The following is a 16,863-nucleotide window of genomic DNA, read 5'->3' on the forward strand; positions in this document are numbered from 1 at the left end:
CTTCTCCCTGTAGTACTCTCCGGCCGTTTGGACGAGGGTATCGGTACCCCTCCCAGGGCACGAAAGTAGGCTGTGCTCCGGCTGCATCAGGCCCAGGGCTATCCAGAGACTTCCGTACTGGCAGAAGGGACACCAGCAGGTGCGAAGCGGCAGGCGGCAGACCGGACGTGACCATGCACCGCGAACCGGTCACGAGCCGGACGGTGGAGCGATCCCGGACCGTCCGCGGCCACGCACCGCCTCGACCGTCGCGCGGGCCCTGGTGGTCGCCGCGGTCGGCGCGGTCACGCTGAGCTCCTGCGCCTTCGGCAGCACCAAGTACGACGACATCACCGTCGGCGCGGGCAAAGGCTGGCCGCTCGCGTTCCGGGACGCCCGCAACAGTGGATCGACTCCGGTCACCGGCTCGCGGAATCTCGGATTGAGCTGGTCGCGTCCCGTGGGCGGGCCGGTGGGCGCGCCGGTCACCATCGGCGGCGACGGGCAGATCTTCGTCACCACCCGCACCTCGTCGTGCAATATCTTCTCGTTCCAGATGCTCACCGGGCGCAAACGCTTCTGCAATCAGATGGGGCCCAGCGCGGTCGACGCCGGATCCGCCGTGGACGGCTCCGACAATGTGTATGTCGGCGACGACGGCGCCTTGTACTCGTTCAACAATATGGGGCAGCCGCGCTGGCGCACCCCGGTCGCGGGAGTGCCCGTCTCCGTGCAGTTCACCGGGGACGGAAATGTGTTGTCCGCCAGCCAGTTCGGGCAGCTCGACGTGCTCTCCCGGCAGACCGGTGAGCGCGAGGTGCCGACCTTCCAGCTGCTGGGCGACCCGGACTTCCTGCAGGCGCCCGACCTGAACCGGCCGCCGGACGGGCAGGGCATCGAGGACTGCGCCACCGGCGGGCCGCAATGCCCCGTCGCGAACGTGTCCGCGGTGGACGAGAAGTCGGGCCGCTTCTACGCGACCGTCTGGCAGCCCGGGCAGGGCACGGCCGACCTGGTGGCTCTCACCTACGACGGCAAGGAGATTCGCCGCGACTGGAGCGCCGCCATGCTCGACGGCGGCAGCGGCACCAGCCCGGCGCTGTCCTCCGACGGCAAGACCGTGTACGTGGGCGACAACAGCAATCGGCTGATGGCCGTGGATGCTTCGAACGGGCACACCAAGTGGGTGCAGGATCTCGGATTCCCGGCGCGCGGGGGCATTTCGGTGTCGAACGGGCTGCTGCTACCGGCCGGTGACGGCGGGCATCTGATGGCGCTGCGCGACAAGGGCGACAGTGCGGAGATCGCTTGGGAGCGCAAGGATCTCGAACTGCGCGGGCAGCCGGTGCAGACCGCGGGCGGGACCGGGTACACGGTCGCGCCGATGGGCGATCAGCTCACGCTGGTCACGTTCGATACGCGGTCGGGTGCGACCGTGCATTCGAACGATCTGCCGGGTGCGCAGGGCACGACCATCGGGACATCCGTGGGCGCCGACGGCGAGGTGCTGGTAACTACCCGCATCGGCGAGATCTTCGCTTTCAAACCCGAGAAGTAAGTCACTTCAGCGTCAGGGCAAAGGCGTCGACGTTGTCGGCGATGCGCTGCAGCGTGGCGAGCAGGTTGTTGTAGTCGTCCGTACTGAGACCCTCGGTGACGGCTTTGCGCTGCACCTGGATGCGGGCGAAGAGATCCGCGTGGGCCGCAATGCCTTCCGGGGTGAGGGTGTGCGCGGTCGCCTCATCGACGGTGACCCAGCCGCGCTCGATCAGTGCCGCGACATACGGTGCGGGCGTGGGGTCTTCGGCGTCGAGGAAGGGTGCGAGCGCCGTCTTCAGGCCCGCCGCGTCGATCGGGCCGCCGGCCAGGGTATGCATGATCTGCCAGTGGCGGCGCTTCAGTTCCTGGGTGGCGAGCAAGGTTTCGAAGTTCGATTCGAGCGTCACGTCGATGTGCTTGAGCCAGTAGCCGATCGGTTCGGGTGTGTTGCCGTTCATGGTTCACCTTCAAGAACATGTCAGATTACATATACATGTAATGTAGCAAGTACTTGTACGATGTCAAGCATGGAACAGAGCGACCCCGCGATCGTCGCCATCGAACGCGCCATGGTGGCCATCCGCCGCAGCCAGACCCGGCGCGCACTGAACCGGATCGCCGCCCGCAGCGGCGGTCCCGCGGTCGATCCGACGCTCTTCGGCGTACTCGATGCCGTGGAAGCGCACGACGGCGACGCGACCGTCACCGATATCGCCGCGGCGCTCGGCGTGGATCAGCCGCGCGCCAGCCGTCTGGTGGGGCGTGCGGTCGCCGAGGAACTCCTGGAACGCCGCGCCGACCAGACCGATGCGCGGCGCGTCCTGCTGCACCTGACCCCGCGCGCCCACACCGTCCTCGATCAGGCGCACGCCAATCGGCAGGCCGTCTTCGCCACGGCCACGGCCGCCTGGCCGGAGCGCGATCGCACCGAATTCGCCCGGCTGCTCACCACATTCGTCGCCGACTACCAGACCCTCACGCTGCCCTAGCTCTTACACCGCCCTAGCCTTCGGGGCGAACGGAATCCAGCAGCGTGGTGGCGCGGGCGAGCATGTCCATCAACGATTTTCGCTCGGCATCGGTGAATTCGTCGGCGAGGGCGCGTTCGACCTTCACGGCGCGGGCGTCGGCGGCGTACATGACCCGGCGGCCCTCGTCGGTCAGCGAGGTCTCCAGGACATTGCGATGCCAGGCGTGCGGGGTGCGTTCGATGAGACCGCGGTCGCGCATGTTGTTCAGGATGGTGTTCATGGTGGGCGGGGTGACGCCGCAGCGACGGGCCAGCTCGGCGGCGGAGATTCCCGGGTTCTCGCTGAGCACGTAGAGGGCGGCGTATTGGGGGACGGTGACGCCCTCGTGTTTGAGGGTGGCGTTCTTCGCACCCTGCAGCGCCTGTTCGGCGCGCTTGATGAAGCTTCCGAGTCGCTCTTCGATGGGCATGGACGTCACGCAGGCATGATAACCCACTCTCTCATTCGAATCTTGACGAGCATTAGACCTCTAATCTATGTTCGCATTCGCACTCAGGTGCCGGCTCCGACGAACCGACCCGAAAGGCCCGACCAATGCCCCACCCGATCCGCCGCTGGGCCGCGCCCGCAATCGCGGCAATGCTGCTGGTCCTAGCGGCCTGCAGCAATGGCGACGCCGCGACGCCCGCGGCCACGCCGGCCGCCGATCAGATCACCACGGCCTACCAGCTGCCCGAGAACGCCTACCCCGAAAGCATCACGGCCGACCCGCGCACCGGCGATATCTACGCGAGCTCCTTCCTCACCGGCGCGGTGTACCGCGCGAAACCCGGTGCGAGCCAGGCCGAAACCTTCCTCCCCGCGGGTACGGACGGACGGCGCACCGCCAATGGGGTCAAGGTCGATGCCGCCGGGCGGCTCTGGGTCATCGATCACACCGCGGGAGTCGCGGTGTACGACACCGGAACCCGCGCGCTGCGCGCACGCTTCGACGAGCCCGCCACCGGGAACCCGTTCCGCAATGACCTGGCCATCACCCCGGACGGCAGCGTCTACCTGACCGACAGCGGACGGCCCGTGGTCTACCGCATCGGACCCGAGCGGATCGCCGACGCCGTCGCACACGGCGGGCACGGCGGGGAACTGCAGCCGTACGCCGATCTGAGCACAGCGAAAAACCCTGCCGCACAAGCGCCGATGACTCTCAACGGCATCGCCGCCGACACCGCCGGGCACTATCTGCTGGTGGTCGACATGACCAACGGCGACCTGTACCGGGTGGCGCTGGGCGCACAGCCCGCCGTCCGCCAGGTAGCCCTGCGCGGCGGCAACGCCCTCGACGGCGACGGGCTCGAACTCGACGCCGACACCCTGTGGATCGTGCACAACAAGGGCAATGCCGTCAGCCGCTGGCACGTCACCGGTGACGGCGCGAATGCCGAACTGCAGCACCGCGTCACCGATCCGGCGCTCGACATTCCGACATCCATCGTGCACGCCGGTGGCCGCGCGCTGGTGACCGTCTCACAATTCGACAAGAACGGGCCGTACGGGCCCGGCACCCCGGCCCCTTTCCGCATCGTAGAAATCAACCGACTCTGATGGAGCACACCATGACTCACCCCGTAGTTCCCGACAGTCACGCCGATCTGCTGACCCGGCCGCTGTTCGCGCACCTCGCCACCCTCAATGCGGACGGCAGTCCGCAGGTGACGCCGATCTGGCAGCTCTGGGACGGCGAATTCCTGCGGTTCACGACCACAACCGATCGCGCCAAACACCGCAATACGGCGCGTGATCCGCACGTGGCGGTGAGCATCAACGACCCGGAGGCCCCGTACCGGTACCTGGAGGTGCGCGGGGTGATCGAGCGCATCGAACCCGATCCCGAGGGTGATTTCTTCGATGTCCTCGCGCAACGGTACGGCCTGGCCTACGAGCGCCCCGTCGGCGACCACCCGCGCCGCGTCGTCCTGGTCATGCGACCCACGCATGTCACCAAGCAAGGCTGAGGCAGATCGACTACTGCTGCGGCAGATCACACAGCCGCGCGGCGGGAATCAGGGCGTCGCGCAGAGGAAGACCGTGGCCGTCCGCCCGATCCTGGTGATCACCAGCGTGTACGGCTGGGCGCCGCGGGGCTTGATCCGCGCCCGCAGCGCGTCCGGGTCGATATCGACGCCGCGCGTGAGGATTTCGAGGGGGCCGCAGTCGCGCCGATGCAGTTCGGCGCGCAGCGGCTTCTCCCTGAAGTCCAGCCGATCGAGAATCCGGAAACCCCGCACCCCGTCGGGAACGGTGTCGCCGGTCAGATAGGCGATGCGCGGATCCAGCTGCCACAGACCGTGTTTCGCGGCGTAGTGCCGCACCAGCCCGGCCCGCACCACCGCGCCGTCCGGGTCGATGATCCACTCCCCCGGCGCCTGCTCCGGAATATCGTCGGGTTCGGCGTCGGTGATCGTCCACGAATCACCCGCGGACGAGAGCACGCTCGCACGCCGCGACACCCCGGATTCCGCCAATCCCGGTGTCCAGAGGCACGCTTCACGCACCCCGCCGTCGAGCGAGACGACCTCGACCTCCCCGTCCCAGGCGAGCTTGTCGAAATCCAGTCCGGGAGCGCACTTCACGGCCAGATCGCGCCCCGCGTAAGCAGCCAGCAGATCCGGCAGCGGTGGCTGCAACTTGGCCGGATCATGCGTCCGCCGACCGTCGGCCCGCCGCGCCGGATCCGCGATCACCACCTCCGCCACACTGCACGGCACCAGCGCATCCGCCTTGGCCAGCAACACATTCCGGCTCGGCGGCGAGCCGGGACCGGCCGGGCGGAGGTTGTGGGCGGCCATGGCCAGACGGATGTCGTCCAGGTCGCTGCCGATGACGGCGGGGCAGGTCTCGGCGAGGGCCGCGAGTTCCGCGCCGATGGAGCAGGTGACGTCGTGGACGGTGCGACCGGCGAGGCGGGTGGCGCGGTGGCGGGCGACTGCCGACGGTGTGGCCTGCTGGAGGGCGTCATCGGTGAAGAGCCACTCGCCCGCGTCGATGAGCTTCGCGGCGGCGCGGCGGCGGAGGCGGACCGTTTCGACAAGGGCGGCGGCGTGGTCGCCGTGGGTGCGGCGGAGTTGCCCGAGGTCTTTGAGCAAGGTGGCCGGGGTAAGGGCGAGGGTGCCGGTCTCGGTCAGCGCGGCCGTGGCGGCCGCGCTGCCGAGGTAGGCGACATCGTCGCGGGTGAAGGCGTAGCCCAAGGGATTTCGCCGGTCGTGGCTACTTGGCGGAGGCGCCGGGCTTCACGCCGGTGATCATGGCGTTGTAGAAGAACTGGCGGGGCACGACGTGCCGGAGCACCTTCTCGTCGAGGGCGCTGAGCGCCAGCCAGGCCTTGTACTGGGCCATGCGGTAGCGGAAGGTCAGCTTGTCGGCGGGGACGGCGGCCTCGAAGGTGCGGACCGGCCAGCCCCAGAGGGCGGCGGCGAACTCTTCGGTCTTGGCCTGTACTTCGACGGCGCCGGCGCTGCGGGCCATGGCCTCCAGGTCGGAGGGGTCGAAGGTGTGCAGGTCGACGACGGCCTCGAGGGCGGCGGCGCGGGAGGACTCGTCGAGTTCCTCCTGCGGGCGGCGCCAGCCGGAGAGGAACGGCAGCTTGGTGATCTCGGTGGTGATCTTCCAGGTGACCTGGCCGAGCCGGCGCGCGTAGATGTTGCCGATGGTGGTCGGCTCGCCCGCGAAGACGAAACGGCCGCCCGGCTTCAGCACGCGCAGGCATTCCTTGAGCGCCAGCTCCACATCCGGAATGTGGTGCAGCACAGCGTGACCCACGACCAGGTCGAAGGTGTCGTCCTCGTACGGGATGGTCTCGGCGTCGGCCACCCGGCCGTCGACCTCGAGGCCCAGGTTGAGGCCGTTGCGGGTGGCGACCTTGACCATGCCCGGGGACAGGTCGGTGACCGAGCCGCGCTTCGCCACGCCGGACTGCATCAGGTTCAGCAGGAAGAATCCGGTGCCGCAGCCGAGCTCGAGGGCGCGCTCATAGGGCGCCTCGTCGGCGGGGGCGACGGCGTCGAAGCGGCCGCGGGCGTATTCGATGCAGCGCTCGTCGTAGGAGATCGACCACTTGTCGTCGTAGGTCTCGGCCTCCCAGTCGTGGTAAAGGACCTGGGCGAGCTTGTTGTCGCTATACGCGGCCTGGACCTCGGCCTCGGTGGCGTGCGGGTTCGGCGCGGGGTCTTCAGGACCAACAGTCATGCAGGGCAGCCTAATGAATACCCCGGTGAGACCTGTTATCGGGCCGCTTAACGGCCCGTGAACCGGGCGACTCCCGGACCATCGACCAAATAGGAACGTGTTCCAACCAGCTGATCTTCGGAACCGAACAGTTCAGCCCACTCGGTGCGCGCCCGATCATGCCCGTGCGTACCGGCCTCGAAGACCCGTTTGGCGGCCGCCAGCGCCAGACTCGGACCGTCGACGAAACGCTCCGCCCAGCGCATGGCCGAGGCGAACACATCGTCCGGCGCCACCACCGCATCGACCAGACCCAGCGCCGCGGCCTCCTTCGCATCCACGAAGCGACCCGAATACACCAGATCCTTGGCCTTCGCCGGACCGATCAGCAGACTCAACCGGCGGATACCGGCCAGCGGAATCAGGCCCGCCTTGATCTGCGGCAGGCCCAGCTTCACGTTGTCGCCGATGATGCGGTGATCCGCGCCCAGCGCCAATTCCAGCCCCGCACCCAGGGCGTAACCGGTAATGGCGGCCACCGTCGGCTGCGGAATCTTGGCCAGGCAGTTCAGCGCCGCCTGGAAATCGGGGACGATGGCCGCCGCATGCTCGGGAGTCAGCGCGGCCAGCTCGGCCTGCTCGTCACCCGCCGAGAACACGCGTTCATCGCCGTACACCACCACCGCCGAAATCGACGGATCCCCCCCGATATCGGCCGCGGCGGCAGCCACCTCGAGAGCCACTTGCAGATCGATCAGATTCATCGGCGGGCGCCCGATCCGGAGGACGGCAATGCCCTCTGCCACGCCCCGGTCCACGGTCACGAATTCGGCCACAGGGCAACACCCTACTGCCGTCTCGCGGCGGTATCGTGGCCACTCTGCATTACTTCTCGATCGCGGGGTTCGGATGCGTGAAAACGATGGGGTGCGGTTACTGCTGATCGCACTCGCTCAGGTCGGATTACCGGTCGCCCTCGCCACCGGACTCGAGACACATGTGCTGGTCGCGGGCCTGGCGGTCGGCTTCGCGGTCAGCACCATCCTGTGGAGTCTGCTCTGGGTCCGCGACGGAACGCACCGCGCATGACGAGCGAACAGCGCCCCGGAGGCAGTGGAACACAGGGCACGGGCTGCGCCACCGTCGTGCTGGTGCCGATCGCGCTCGTCATCGGCTTCGCGCTCGGCGTGATGGTGTGGATCTCCAGCGGCAGCGCGTTCGTCGGCGTGCTCGCCTTCGCCGCGATACCGCTGCTCACCGTGATCATCCTCGCGCAGGTGACGCGCCGCAGGTGACTACTCCGGGCGCTGGGAGCCACGCAGGCGAGCATGCTCCGGGAGGTCCGCGAAATAGCGGTCGGCGTCCGGGAAGGCCAGGGCGGGACCGCCGCCGGACGGGTCGTAGACCGGCATGATCGGGGTGATGGTGCGTTCCGCCGCGAGAATGTCTGCGGTGGAAGCGAATTCGGCGATGGCGTCGAGCTGCGTCCAGGTGGGCGGGAGCAGCACGTCGAGGCCCTGCTTCCAGCGGTCGATCGCCGCGCGCGGCGTGCTCCAGGTGACGACCTCGGCCTCCGAGGTGGCGCCGTCGGCCAGCTGACCGCCGGGCAGGACGGCCACGAAGAAGCGGGTGTCGTAGCGGCGCGGCTCGACCACCGGGGTGATCCAGTGATCCCACGGACGCAGCAGATCCGCACGCAGGACCAGGTTTTCGCGCGTGAGGAACTGCGCGAAGGAGAGTTCGCGGCGCTCCAGCCGCCCGCGCGCCTCCGCGTACACCGAGGTGTCGGAGACCACCGAATCGGCGGTCGGCCCGGCCAGCAGCACCCCGCACTCCTCGAAGGTTTCGCGGACCGCGGCGCACACCAGCGCCTGCGCACGAGCCACGTCCGTGTCGAAACGCGCTGCCCACCAGGCGGGTTCGGGACCGGCCCAGTCGAGGGCGACCTCGGCATCCGACGGGTCGACGCCGCCGCCGGGGAACACGGTCATGCCGGCGGCGAAGGCCATGGCATTGACGCGGCGCTGCAGGAATACCTCGGGCCCGTGCGCCCCGTCGCGCACCAGCACCACCGTGGACGCGTCCTTCACGGGCGCGGCGGCGGGCTGGGATTCGGGCTGGATAACGGTCTCGCTCACCTTTCGCACACTAACTGTTGCCCAGGGTAAGCAACAGAACCCGATTCGGTCTCAGTCGGTCAGACGCACGGATCCGGTGCGGGATTCGATGACGAAGCCGGTCTCGGTGTCGGCGCGGCGACTGAAGGTGGCCTGAAGTTTGCCGGTCTTGTAATCCTGAATCTGACTGATCACCGTGCCATTTTCCTCGGTCCAGGTGACGAGAAAGATCCCCGCCTCCACCGGCACCACCGCCACCGGAGACGTGGTCTTGCGGCCGGTATCGGCGGCGATGAAAGTGAGCGACTTCCCGTCCCCCGCGAAGGTGACCGTGCCCCCGGAACCGGAATCGTAGGTCAGCTGAACCGTTTTCCCGTCCAGGTCCGAGGGGACGGCGGCGGGGCCGAGACTCGCGGCCGCATGGGATTTGGAGACCTTCTGCGGCGCGGGTGGATCGGCTACACAGCCGGTCGCGGCGAGTGCGACGGCGACGAGCGCCAGCGCACCGATGATCCGGCCCAACCCCTGCTCCCTCCATCCACCCTATTTGCGGACAGTTTGCCCGGAGGGTGGAGGAGATGCAACGGCAGCGCGCCGCAAGAATGCGGCACAAACAAACTCGGCGTGTGCGGCGCCGATCGGCTCAGCGCGTGCGGTGCCGACCGAAACGCTGCGAGCGCCGGGCGAAGTAGCGGCCGTCGATCCGGTCCAGCTGAATCGACTGGTGGAACGCCTCACTCAGATTCTCCGAGGTCAGCACATCCGTCAGCAGGCCCTGCGCCACCACACTGCCCTCGTTCAGCAGCATGCCGTGCGTGAAGCCCGGCGGAATCTCCTCCACGTGATGCGTGACCAGCACCGTGGCAGGCGCATCCGGATCCGCGGCCAGATCGCCGAGCCGCTCCACCAGTTCCTCCCGCCCGCCCAGGTCCAGACCGGCGGCCGGTTCGTCCAGCAGCAGCAGTTCCGGATCGCACATGAGCGCGCGGGCGATGAGCACCCGCTTCCGCTCGCCCTCCGACAGCGTGCCGTAGGCGCGGTCGGAAAGATGTTCCGCGCCCAGGCTTTCCAGAATGTCGATGGCCCGATCGGTGTCCATCTCGTCGTAACGTTCGCGCCAGCGGCCCATCACCGCGTACCCGGCGGACACCACCAGATCCGCGACCTTCTCGTCCAGCGGCACCCGGCTCGCCACCGCCGCCGACGACAGTCCGATGCGCGGGCGTAGCTCGTTGATGTCGACGCGGCCCAGGGTCTCCCCCAGCAGATTCGCGATACCCGACGTGGGATGCATCTCGGCCGCCGCCATGCGCAGCAGCGAGGTCTTCCCGGCGCCGTTGGGACCGAGCACAACCCAGCGTTCGTCGAGTTCCACCTGCCAGGTCACCGGTCCGACCAGGGTATGGCCCGAACGTCGCACGGTGACGTCGTTGAAGTCGATGAGCAGATCTGGATCCGGTTGCGGCACGGGGTCCATCTTGGCCCACCACCCTGGACGATCGTCAACGTGGTGGGAAAACTCGATGCGTGTCCTTTCCCATAGTTTGCGGGCGTGCAGGGAATTCACCAGGGGCGCTGTCGAATTCCGGCGAACCCTGCGATAGCTCGCCGTGCTCGCGGCGACCGGCCTCGGACCGCGTCGACCGGAACATGCGAGCCAGGATGAGTGCCACCGGAATCGAGAGCACCACCCACGCGATGAGAATCACCAGCAGTGTGTTCATTTCCGTTGGTTTCCTTTCGGAGGAAACTCGGGCACCGCGGCGGCGTTCACGCCACCGCGATCACCGTTGTCGAACCGGGCGCCACCTCGGTGAAACCGGCATCACGCACCGGCACCGCGGTACCGTCGGCGACGCGACGCAGCAAACGCGCCCACCGATCGGGATCCGCCTCGGCGACCGTGCAGCGAAAACCCTGTCCGGCCCAGGCATACGCCCGCTGCACCGGCATGGCGCCCGCGAGCAACATGCTCGCGTGCCCTACCTGTGCGGCGGCCTTGCCTACAGTCATACCCAATTCTGCGTTCACCCACAGCACCGGGAATTCCGAATCAATTTCTCCCAGCTCATCGGAAGGTAGTTCGGTGCCGCCTATCTGCAGGCGTTTGATCCGCGGATCGATCTCACCGACCGGGCCGGGGACCAGCGCCCGCGCCCGCGCGCCCGCGAATTCCACGGTGAGACCGTCGACTTCCTGCGCGGCCAGCCATTGCCCGCCACGCGCGCGGCGCGCCACCTTGCGGATGCGGGAACGCTTCCAGCCCAGGTAGCGGTCCTCCCATTCGCCTTCGGGACCGACCCGTTCGTCCAGGCAGAGCGTCACCACCGCCATGGCGGCCGCCGCGAGCAGGGCGCTGCGGGCGGGCGGATCGGACTTCTCGATGTGCAACACCATTTGCATGGCCTGCACGAGTGCGGGATCGTCCGGATCGCCCCCGCCGCCGTAGCCGAGCGCCAATTCCGCATGCCTGGCCGCGAATCCGGCATCGATGGTGGACTCGACACTGGACACCCGGCATCACTCCTCGGCTACAACGATTGACCCCGCCAGCTTAGCCATCGGCCGAAAAGTCGCTGCCACACCGGTTTCAATGGCGCGGATGCGCCGTCTATTGCACCGTGAGATTCACGCTGAAGGTCTTGGCCGGGGGCACGCCCTGCTCCCAGGAACGTTTGTATTCGAGCACCAGGCGGGTGCCGCCCGGATTCGCGGCGACGAAATTCAGCACCGACTTACCGCCGACCCCGACCCTGCCGTCCGGATTCGGGTCCTGTTCGTATTCGGCGGCGCCATTCTGCTTGACGATGTTCTGATCGAGATCGGTCAGCGCCCAGGTGAATCCGGTGGTCGGATTGGCGTCGAGGGTGACGACCAGACCCTGCCCGGCGGTCAGGGTGATCGCCTTGCCGTCGGAATCCGAGCCGATCCGCACGGCCGGGTGCGCGTCCGGGGTCGGTTTCACCGCGCTCGTCGACGCCGTGGTGGTGGCCGCGGGCGAAGTCGTCTTCGACGCGTCGTTCGAATCGTTCTTTCCGCAGCCGGCCACCATGAGCAGGCCGGCCAGCACCATCAGCACGGGTGTACGCATGCGCATCGAAGCCTCCTGGTAGCGACCGGAATACCCCATCCACGCTACCCAGAACGGCCGTTACTGCGTCAGCGGCACGCGGCGGATGCCGCCGTCGCTCGCGTCGGCCGCCTCCACCTCGTCGCGGGTGACGCCCAGGATGAACAGCACCGCATCCAGATAGGGGTGCGAGAGCGCGGCATCGGCCACCTCGCGCAGTGCGGGCTTGGCATTGAAGGCGATGCCGAGGCCGGCCGCATTGAGCATGTCGATGTCATTGGCGCCGTCGCCGACCGCGACCGTCTGATCCATGGCCACACCGGTTTCGGCGGCGAAACGACGCAGCGCCACCGCCTTGGCCTCGCGGTCCACGATCTCGCCGAGCACCTTGCCGGTCAGCTTGCCGTTCAGCACCTCGAGGGTGTTGGCCTGCACGAAATCCAATTCCAGCTCGTGCGCGAGCGGTTCGATGACCTGGCGGAAACCGCCCGACACCACACCGCAGCGGAAACCCAGCCGGCGCAGCGTGCGAATCGTGGTGCGCGCGCCCGGGGTCAGTTCGATCTGATCGGCGACCTCGTCGATGACGGAGGCGTCCAGGCCGGCCAGGGTGGCGACGCGCTGCCGCAGCGATTCGGCGAAGTCGAGTTCACCGCGCATGGCGGCCTCGGTGACCTGCCGGACCTCGTCCTCGACGCCCGCGTGCGCGGCCAGCATCTCGATGACCTCGCCCTGGATGAGGGTGGAGTCCACGTCGAAGACGATGAGCCGCTTGGCGCGGCGGGCCAGGCCCGCGCGCTCGACGGCGATGTCCACGCTCTGCTTGGCGGCGACGGCCGACAGGGTGGTGCGCAGCTCGGTCTCGGTGTCGCCGTCCGGTTTCGGCACGGTGACCAGGAGTTCGAGGCCGGTCACCGGATAGTCGGCGATGCCCCGGATGGAGTCGATGTTCACGCCCTGCTCGGCCAGCTTGCGCGCGATCCCGCTGAACGCGCGGGCCGTCACGGGGCTACCCAGCACCACCACGGCGTGCGTCGAAAGCCGCGCCCCCGCAACCGAATTCGCGCCGATCTCGACATCCACGTTCATGCCGACGGTCGCCATGGCGTCCTCGAGCTGATCCTGCAGCGCCTCCGGATCGGTCGGGCACGACACCAGCACGCCCAGGGTCAACCGCCCCCGGATCACGACCTGCTCCACATCCAGCAAGCTGACGGCATTATTGGACAGCGCCGCGAGCAATACCGACGTCACGCCCGGCTTGTCGGGCCCGGTAACCGTGACCAGAACAGTCGTCTCAGACGTGCTCAATCGATACTCCGTTTCTCGCAGACATCACCACCGCCCGCCTAGCGGCAGCGCAGCTCATTCTGTCAGGTGCCGCACCGGATGCCCGCGCCGCCCGCCGCGCTGGTGGCGGGTATCACGCCCGGGATACGCGGATGCCGGGTCGCGCGTTCTTCCGCGCGGGGAATGGCCGTGGCGCCCGAGGGACACGCGATACGAAAGCGGCCCCGGGCACTTCACAGTGCCCGGGGCCGTTTCGGTTGTCGCGTAAGCGATTACTTGGAGATCTTGTCCATCTCCTGCACGGTGTGGGACTTGGAGCCCCAGCCCACGTGCGCCTCGGCGCGCATGCGCTCCACCATGTGCGGGTAGTGCAACTCGAATGCCGGCCGCTCCGAACGGATGCGGGGCAGTTCGTAGAAGTTGTGCCGCGGCGGCGGGCACGAGGTCGCCCATTCGAGCGAGTTGCCGTAGCCCCACGGGTCATCCACGGTCACGACCTCGCCGTAGCGGTACGACTTGAAGACGTTCCAGATGAACGGCAGCATCGACGCACCCAGGATGAAGGCACCGATCGTGGAGATGGTGTTCAGGGTGGTGAAGCCGTCGGTCGGCAGGTAGTCGGCGTAACGACGCGGCATACCCATGTTGCCCAGCCAGTGCTGCACCAGGAACGTGGTGTGGAAGCCGATGAAGGTGGTCCAGAAGTGCCACTTGCCCAGCTTCTCGTCCATCATGCGGCCGGTGATCTTCGGGAACCAGAAGTAGATACCCGCGAAGGTCGCGAACACGATGGTGCCGAAGAGCACGTAGTGGAAGTGCGCCACCACGAAATACGTGTCGGACACGTGGAAGTCGATCGGCGGCGCGGCCAGGATGACACCCGACAGACCACCGAAGAGGAACGTGACCAGGAAGCCGATGCTGAAGAGCATGGGCGTCTCGAAGGTCAGCTGACCCCGCCACATGGTGCCGATCCAGTTGAAGAACTTCACACCGGTCGGAACCGCGATGAGGAACGTCATGAACGAGAAGTACGGCAGCAGTACCGCACCCGTGGCGTACATGTGGTGCGCCCACACGGCGATGGACAGCGCCGCGATACCCAGCGTCGCGTACACCAGCGTGGTGTAGCCGAAGATCGGCTTACGCGAGAAGACCGGGAAGATCTCGGACACGATGCCGAAGAACGGCAGCGCGATGATGTACACCTCGGGGTGGCCGAAGTACCAGAACAGGTGCTGGTAGAGCAGCACACCACCATTGGCCGGGTCGTAGATGTGCCCGCCCAGGTGCCGGTCGTACGCGAGGCCGAACAGGGCCGCGGTGAGCAGCGGGAAGGCCAGCAGCACGAGCACCGAGGTGACCGCGATGTTCCAGGTGAAGATCGGCATCCGGAACATGGTCATACCGGGGCAGCGCAGGCAGACCACGGTGGTGAGCATATTGACGCCACCCAGGATGGTGCCCAGACCGGAGACGGCCAGGCCCAGAATCCACAGGTCGGCGCCGACGCCGGGCGAGTGGACGATGTCCGACAGCGGGGCGTACGCGGTCCAGCCGAAGTCGGCGGCGCCGCCCGGGGTCACGAAGCCCGCGACCGCCATGGTGCCGCCGAAGAGGTACAGCCAGTAGCTGAAGGCGTTCAGGCGGGGGAAGGCGACGTCGGGTGCGCCGATCTGCAGCGGCAGCACGATGTTGGCGAAGCCGAACACGATCGCGGTCGCGTAGAAGAGCAGCATGATCGTGCCGTGCATGGTGAACAGCTGGTTGAACTGTTCCGGCGACAGGAACTGCAGACCCGGGCGTGCCAACTCGGCGCGCATGAGCAGCGCCATGATGCCGCCGACGAGGAAGAACGACATGGCCGTCACCAAGTACATGACACCAAGAACCTTGGGGTCGGTCGTGGTGACCATCTTGTAGATGAACGAACCCTTCGGCCCCGTCCGTTGCGGGTATGGCCGAGCCGCTTCCACTTCTTGGACTGGGCGTGGCTCTACGGCAGTCACTGAACCTCCTGACAGGTGCCTTTTGGTCGTGCGTCGCGGTTGCTTCCGGCGTCCGGATTCGTGCCTGGACGAACGACGGGCTGCTTGCGCTTCGTGAATCGTAAACTGTGCTCCCACAGCGGTCGCGGGCTGGTCCTACTCTGTGTCGTAATTGGGTGTCGGCGCAAGCGGCTGTACGCTGCCAGCCATGCCGGTGCGCGAGTCCGCTTCCACCCGAAACACGTTCGCCTCCACCCCGACCTCTTTGCGCCGTTTGCGCAGTTGGGGGCTGCTGCCGGCCGCTGCGGCGGTGCTTGCGGCGAGTCTGGTGGCGGGCTGCAGCAAGACCGATGATTCCGAGAGCTCGATTGTGCGCACCACCACCGTCATCGCGGGTGCGGGCGTGGTCGGCATCGACCGCGACACCACCCAGGCGTGCGGGCTGCCGAGCGCGGTCGACGCGGGCGCCGGCACGACGCGGTCGCTCGCGCACGCGGCGGGCGTCTCCGAGGTGCCCACCGATCCGAAACGCATCGTTGTGCTCTCCACCGCCGCCCTCGACGCCGCCTGCGCACTGGGCCTGTGGGAGCGAGTGGTCGGCGCCGCAACGGTTTCCGGCCCCACCCCGCAACCCGCCTACCTGGGCTCGGGCATCTCCGCCATCCCCGGCGTGGGCGCGGTCGGCAGTATCGATCCCGCGAAGATCGCGGCGCTGAAACCGGATGTGATCATCGGCGCGGCCGCCGACGGCCCGCAGTACGACGCCTTGAAGGCCATCGCCCCGACCGTGCTGGTCGCCCCCGACGCCGGCTGGCAGGAACAGTTCGGCGCGATCGGCGAGGCCCTGGGCCGGCACACCGCCGCCGAGAAGGACCTCGACGACTACCGCACCGCCGCCCGTGACGCGGGCGCGGCGGTGAACTCCGGTCTCACCCAGGCCTCGGTGATCCGCTTCGGCGCCAAGGACATTCAGGTGCAGGGCGGGAACAGCTTCGCCGGGCAGGTGCTCGGCGACACCGGCGTGCAGCGGCCGCAGCCGCAGCGCGGGAACTCCTTCGACCTGACTTCGTTGAGCGCGCAAGCCGACCGGATCAAGATCGAGGGCGACATCATCTATGTGATGTTCGATGGGCCCGACGGCCTGAGCTACGGCAAATCGGTGATGAACGGCGACGATTGGAAGAAGCTCGGCGCCGTCTCCGATCGCCGCGAGTTCGCGGTGGACGACAGCATCTGGCACGGCTCCGGCATCACCGCCGCCCGCGCCCTGGTCGCCGACATCGGCAAGTCGCTCAACAACTACGTATCCGACTAGCACCGGTCGGCGGACGCGCAGAAGCCCGGCATCCGAGGAATCGGATTGCCGGGCTTCTTTGTCGAACCCACCAGCTGGATCAGTTAGTTGGGGGTGGTGATGAAGAAGTGGGGCAGGCCGTCGCCCTGGACCGGGCAGGAGTAGGTCACGCCGGGCTGGCCCTTGACCGAGGTGCCGTTGTAGGTCCAGTCATTGTTGTTGGCATGGTCGTCACAGTTCTCGCCGGCCGCGAGCGGGCCATCGTCCCAGGTCTGTGCGGCATGTGCGGTACCGGCGCCGAGGGCGGCGAAACCGAGGGTCAGAACACCGGCTGCGAAAATCTTCTTGATCTGCATGGCACGAAGTTCACCAGGCCGATCGTGACCGTTTCGTG

Annotated in this window: 21 protein-coding genes; 7 read left to right on the plus strand and 14 right to left on the minus strand. The window is 67.7% G+C overall.

All coding sequences use genetic code 11. The annotated features are described in order from the left end of the window. Positions 1-139: 139 nt before the first annotated feature. Positions 140-1,537: a PQQ-binding-like beta-propeller repeat protein gene (locus tag ACIP5Y_RS04995; RefSeq protein ID WP_400347669.1), complete on the plus strand. Its 1,398-nt coding sequence runs from the start codon at positions 140-142 to the stop codon at positions 1,535-1,537. A gap of 1 nt (position 1,538) precedes the next feature. Here ACIP5Y_RS04995 and ACIP5Y_RS05000 read toward each other — a convergent pair whose 3' ends face one another. Next, positions 1,539-1,976, minus strand: a complete 438-nt coding sequence (locus ACIP5Y_RS05000; RefSeq protein ID WP_400347671.1) for a MarR family winged helix-turn-helix transcriptional regulator — start codon at positions 1,974-1,976, stop codon at positions 1,539-1,541. A gap of 69 nt (positions 1,977-2,045) precedes the next feature. On the opposite strand from ACIP5Y_RS05000, the gene ACIP5Y_RS05005 reads away from it, so the two are divergent. Then, a complete protein-coding gene (locus ACIP5Y_RS05005; RefSeq protein WP_400347673.1) occupies positions 2,046-2,507 on the plus strand; it encodes a MarR family winged helix-turn-helix transcriptional regulator in 462 nt (153 codons plus the stop codon). Between the two features lie 13 nt (positions 2,508-2,520). On the opposite strand, the gene ACIP5Y_RS05010 is transcribed toward ACIP5Y_RS05005, so the two are convergent. Next, the gene (locus tag ACIP5Y_RS05010) at positions 2,521-2,958 is read right to left on the minus strand and encodes a MarR family winged helix-turn-helix transcriptional regulator (protein WP_400349133.1); all 438 of its coding nucleotides are present in this window, start codon (positions 2,956-2,958) and stop codon (positions 2,521-2,523) included. Between the two features lie 125 nt (positions 2,959-3,083). On the opposite strand from ACIP5Y_RS05010, the gene ACIP5Y_RS05015 reads away from it, so the two are divergent. Beyond that, complete coding sequence (locus tag ACIP5Y_RS05015; protein WP_400347675.1) at positions 3,084-4,091, plus strand: SMP-30/gluconolactonase/LRE family protein; 1,008 nt, start codon at positions 3,084-3,086, stop codon at positions 4,089-4,091. Between the two features lie 11 nt (positions 4,092-4,102). Beyond that, positions 4,103-4,501 (plus strand): PPOX class F420-dependent oxidoreductase, encoded by a 399-nt coding sequence (locus tag ACIP5Y_RS05020; RefSeq protein ID WP_400347677.1) that lies wholly within the window; start codon positions 4,103-4,105, stop codon positions 4,499-4,501. Positions 4,502-4,549: 48 nt separating this feature from the next. Here the strand turns inward: ACIP5Y_RS05020 and ACIP5Y_RS05025 are convergent, their stop codons facing one another. From ACIP5Y_RS05025 to ACIP5Y_RS05035, 3 genes are read right to left on the minus strand one after another with little or no spacing between them, the layout of a single operon-like run. Then, positions 4,550-5,734, minus strand: a complete 1,185-nt coding sequence (locus ACIP5Y_RS05025) for a class I SAM-dependent methyltransferase (RefSeq protein ID WP_400347679.1) — start codon at positions 5,732-5,734, stop codon at positions 4,550-4,552. Positions 5,735-5,753: 19 nt separating this feature from the next. Then, positions 5,754-6,731 (minus strand): class I SAM-dependent methyltransferase, encoded by a 978-nt coding sequence (locus ACIP5Y_RS05030; protein ID WP_397003149.1) that lies wholly within the window; start codon positions 6,729-6,731, stop codon positions 5,754-5,756. Positions 6,732-6,778: 47 nt separating this feature from the next. Next, positions 6,779-7,546, minus strand: a complete 768-nt coding sequence (locus ACIP5Y_RS05035) for an enoyl-CoA hydratase-related protein (protein WP_400347681.1) — start codon at positions 7,544-7,546, stop codon at positions 6,779-6,781. 73 nt (positions 7,547-7,619) lie between these two features. On the opposite strand from ACIP5Y_RS05035, the gene ACIP5Y_RS05040 reads away from it, so the two are divergent. Together ACIP5Y_RS05040 and ACIP5Y_RS05045 are read left to right on the plus strand one after the other, a co-directional pair. Next, positions 7,620-7,799, plus strand: coding sequence for a hypothetical protein (locus tag ACIP5Y_RS05040; protein ID WP_400347683.1), 180 nt, complete (start codon positions 7,620-7,622; stop codon positions 7,797-7,799). Continuing rightward, a complete protein-coding gene (locus tag ACIP5Y_RS05045) occupies positions 7,796-8,005 on the plus strand; it encodes a hypothetical protein (protein ID WP_400347685.1) in 210 nt (69 codons plus the stop codon). Before ACIP5Y_RS05040 ends, ACIP5Y_RS05045 begins: the two co-directional genes overlap by 4 nt. On the opposite strand, the gene ACIP5Y_RS05050 is transcribed toward ACIP5Y_RS05045, so the two are convergent. The 8 genes from ACIP5Y_RS05050 to ctaD all read right to left on the minus strand — a co-directional run bounded on the left by ACIP5Y_RS05050 (position 8,006) and on the right by ctaD (position 15,196). Continuing rightward, positions 8,006-8,848, minus strand: coding sequence for an NUDIX hydrolase (locus ACIP5Y_RS05050; protein WP_400347686.1), 843 nt, complete (start codon positions 8,846-8,848; stop codon positions 8,006-8,008). 51 nt (positions 8,849-8,899) lie between these two features. Then, positions 8,900-9,349, minus strand: coding sequence for a MoaF-related domain-containing protein (locus ACIP5Y_RS05055; protein WP_400347688.1), 450 nt, complete (start codon positions 9,347-9,349; stop codon positions 8,900-8,902). Positions 9,350-9,470: 121 nt separating this feature from the next. Continuing rightward, positions 9,471-10,304 carry an ABC transporter ATP-binding protein gene (locus ACIP5Y_RS05060; RefSeq protein ID WP_400347689.1) on the minus strand — a complete coding sequence of 278 codons (834 nt, stop codon included), beginning with the start codon at positions 10,302-10,304 and terminating at the stop codon, positions 9,471-9,473. 25 nt (positions 10,305-10,329) lie between these two features. Beyond that, positions 10,330-10,551, minus strand: coding sequence for a hypothetical protein (locus tag ACIP5Y_RS05065; RefSeq protein ID WP_400347690.1), 222 nt, complete (start codon positions 10,549-10,551; stop codon positions 10,330-10,332). 46 nt (positions 10,552-10,597) lie between these two features. Continuing rightward, complete coding sequence (locus tag ACIP5Y_RS05070; RefSeq protein ID WP_400347691.1) at positions 10,598-11,341, minus strand: peptidyl-tRNA hydrolase; 744 nt, start codon at positions 11,339-11,341, stop codon at positions 10,598-10,600. Positions 11,342-11,438: 97 nt separating this feature from the next. Continuing rightward, positions 11,439-11,924: a protease inhibitor I42 family protein gene (locus ACIP5Y_RS05075; RefSeq protein ID WP_400347693.1), complete on the minus strand. Its 486-nt coding sequence runs from the start codon at positions 11,922-11,924 to the stop codon at positions 11,439-11,441. Positions 11,925-11,978: 54 nt separating this feature from the next. Then, a complete protein-coding gene (serB, locus tag ACIP5Y_RS05080; RefSeq protein ID WP_400347694.1) occupies positions 11,979-13,208 on the minus strand; it encodes a phosphoserine phosphatase SerB in 1,230 nt (409 codons plus the stop codon). 251 nt (positions 13,209-13,459) lie between these two features. Further along, positions 13,460-15,196, minus strand: a complete 1,737-nt coding sequence (gene ctaD, locus ACIP5Y_RS05085) for a cytochrome c oxidase subunit I (protein ID WP_400347695.1) — start codon at positions 15,194-15,196, stop codon at positions 13,460-13,462. 187 nt (positions 15,197-15,383) lie between these two features. Between ctaD and ACIP5Y_RS05090 the strand changes: the two genes are divergently transcribed. Continuing rightward, positions 15,384-16,490 carry an iron-siderophore ABC transporter substrate-binding protein gene (locus ACIP5Y_RS05090; RefSeq protein WP_400347696.1) on the plus strand — a complete coding sequence of 369 codons (1,107 nt, stop codon included), beginning with the start codon at positions 15,384-15,386 and terminating at the stop codon, positions 16,488-16,490. A gap of 83 nt (positions 16,491-16,573) precedes the next feature. Here ACIP5Y_RS05090 and ACIP5Y_RS05095 read toward each other — a convergent pair whose 3' ends face one another. After that, entirely contained in the window at positions 16,574-16,825 is a 252-nt protein-coding gene (locus ACIP5Y_RS05095) for a hypothetical protein (protein ID WP_400347697.1), read from the minus strand. Between the last annotated feature and the right edge of the window lie 38 nt (positions 16,826-16,863).

Origin of the sequence: Nocardia sp. NPDC088792, assembly GCF_044750615.1 — a bacterium.
GTDB lineage: Bacteria > Actinomycetota > Actinomycetes > Mycobacteriales > Mycobacteriaceae > Nocardia.

Excerpts from the sequence above, each read along its gene's own strand:
- ACIP5Y_RS05090 (WP_400347696.1), top strand. The coding sequence starts at position 15,384 with ATGCCGGTGCGCGAGTCCGCTTCCACCCGAAACACGTTCGCCTCCACC.
- ACIP5Y_RS05015 (WP_400347675.1), top strand. The coding sequence starts at position 3,084 with ATGCCCCACCCGATCCGCCGCTGGGCCGCGCCCGCAATCGCGGCAATG.
- ACIP5Y_RS05020 (WP_400347677.1), top strand. The coding sequence starts at position 4,103 with ATGACTCACCCCGTAGTTCCCGACAGTCACGCCGATCTGCTGACCCGG.
- ACIP5Y_RS05065 (WP_400347690.1), bottom strand. The coding sequence starts at position 10,551 with ATGAACACACTGCTGGTGATTCTCATCGCGTGGGTGGTGCTCTCGATT.
- ACIP5Y_RS05000 (WP_400347671.1), bottom strand. The coding sequence starts at position 1,976 with ATGAACGGCAACACACCCGAACCGATCGGCTACTGGCTCAAGCACATC.
- ACIP5Y_RS05075 (WP_400347693.1), bottom strand. The coding sequence starts at position 11,924 with ATGCGCATGCGTACACCCGTGCTGATGGTGCTGGCCGGCCTGCTCATG.
- ACIP5Y_RS05095 (WP_400347697.1), bottom strand. The coding sequence starts at position 16,825 with ATGCAGATCAAGAAGATTTTCGCAGCCGGTGTTCTGACCCTCGGTTTC.
- ACIP5Y_RS05040 (WP_400347683.1), top strand. The coding sequence starts at position 7,620 with ATGCGTGAAAACGATGGGGTGCGGTTACTGCTGATCGCACTCGCTCAG.
- ACIP5Y_RS05005 (WP_400347673.1), top strand. The coding sequence starts at position 2,046 with ATGGAACAGAGCGACCCCGCGATCGTCGCCATCGAACGCGCCATGGTG.
- ACIP5Y_RS05030 (WP_397003149.1), bottom strand. The coding sequence starts at position 6,731 with ATGACTGTTGGTCCTGAAGACCCCGCGCCGAACCCGCACGCCACCGAG.
- ACIP5Y_RS05060 (WP_400347689.1), bottom strand. The coding sequence starts at position 10,304 with ATGGACCCCGTGCCGCAACCGGATCCAGATCTGCTCATCGACTTCAAC.
- ACIP5Y_RS05010 (WP_400349133.1), bottom strand. The coding sequence starts at position 2,958 with ATGCCCATCGAAGAGCGACTCGGAAGCTTCATCAAGCGCGCCGAACAG.
- ACIP5Y_RS05045 (WP_400347685.1), top strand. The coding sequence starts at position 7,796 with ATGACGAGCGAACAGCGCCCCGGAGGCAGTGGAACACAGGGCACGGGC.